The organism is Mesorhizobium sp. M2C.T.Ca.TU.002.02.1.1 (assembly GCF_003997225.1).
Genome location: NZ_RZTO01001266.1, coordinates 1 through 1,106, shown reverse-complemented (window position 1 = coordinate 1,106; position 1,106 = coordinate 1). Strand labels below are relative to the sequence as shown.

Annotated in this window: 3 protein-coding genes; 1 reads left to right on the top strand and 2 read right to left on the bottom strand. The window is 57.1% G+C overall.

Annotation, left to right across the window (positions count from 1 at the left end; all coding sequences use genetic code 11):
• A partial coding sequence (locus EOD07_RS35340) for a helix-turn-helix domain-containing protein (protein WP_164772890.1) occupies positions 1 to 316 on the top strand: 316 nt, incomplete at its 5' end.
• A 113-nt stretch (positions 317 to 429) separates the two neighbouring features.
• Here the strand turns inward: EOD07_RS35340 and EOD07_RS35335 are convergent.
• Positions 430 to 705 carry a DUF2249 domain-containing protein gene (locus EOD07_RS35335; RefSeq protein ID WP_127238434.1) on the bottom strand — a complete coding sequence of 92 codons (276 nt, stop codon included), beginning with the start codon at positions 703 to 705 and terminating at the stop codon, positions 430 to 432.
• 12 nt (positions 706 to 717) lie between these two features.
• The gene (locus tag EOD07_RS39265) at positions 718 to 807 is read right to left on the bottom strand and encodes a hypothetical protein (protein WP_348627801.1); all 90 of its coding nucleotides are present in this window, start codon (positions 805 to 807) and stop codon (positions 718 to 720) included.
• Positions 808 to 1,106 lie beyond the last annotated feature (299 nt).

The following is a 1,106-nucleotide window of genomic DNA, read 5'->3' as shown; positions in this document are numbered from 1 at the left end:
ATATCGAGGCATGGTTCGGCAGATCAAGAATCTCAAGCTGAGGAATTCGACCGAGCGAGTCGGATCCTATATCCTGGCCCTGTCGAAGCGGCAGGGTACGCCGGATCTGGCCGTTCTAACATTCGAGAAGACGCTGATCGCCTCCGAGCTCGGCATAACCCGCGAGTGCTTTTCGCGTGCGCTGTCGAACCTGCGAAAGTCGGGCATCAGGGTCCGTGGCCAAAGGATCGAAATTATTGATGCGGCTCGCCTTGCCGCCGCCTGCGCCCCCGACCCGCTCATCGATGGGGCGGATGCCGAGGGCTTCGCAGTCTAATTGGCTGTCTAAAAGGTTTACAACAAGGCCTCCATAGCCACGTGGCACCTCGATCAGGAGGCTGGACAAGAAGCCAGCCCCGCAAAAATGCCGTGAGACGGTGAGCCGACCAGTTATCGATCCGATTCTCTTCTCCCAATTTCGATCAACCATTCTGGAGGCCCGGGCTCAAGGCAAACCCAGACAAAGTCATTGGGAAAAAATGCCTCGAACTGACGCTTCAGTCGGCTGGGATCGAAATCCAGCACGACCGAGAATGTCTGGCCCGGCTTGAGACCATCGAACATCGACATGATGGCCGCCCGCTTCCTTGCCGCATGAAGCCGCCTCACATCATAGGTCTCGCCTTTCTCCTTCTGTTGAAAATTCGTCGAAGCCTCTCCTCCCATTGGGCAGCTCCATCAAGATGACCGACAGGCTGCGACGTTCTTTTTGCCCCACCTGGTCAGCTTGTTGTCCAAGCCATGAGCCACGGCCGCTAAGGTCCGCATCGAGCAGGGTACGACGACCGTCATGTCATCCGTTCTGAAGGAGTGCAGCCAGATGCTAGTGGGCGTGGAGCGGTTGGCGAACGAGGCAAGCTGTGCCAATCCGCCGTAGCCAAGCGCAGTGGTCGCGCCGCGCATTTTTGAGGTGGCCCGCCACGCGTAGTCACACGCAACTCCGGTCCATGCATCGCGATTTTCACATTCAGATACAAAAGGAAGGAGCTAAGATTGGAGAACTGAGGAAGAAGGCGATAATGCATAACGAAACCCGACACGACCGGTCCGTCGGCAACATCATTGTC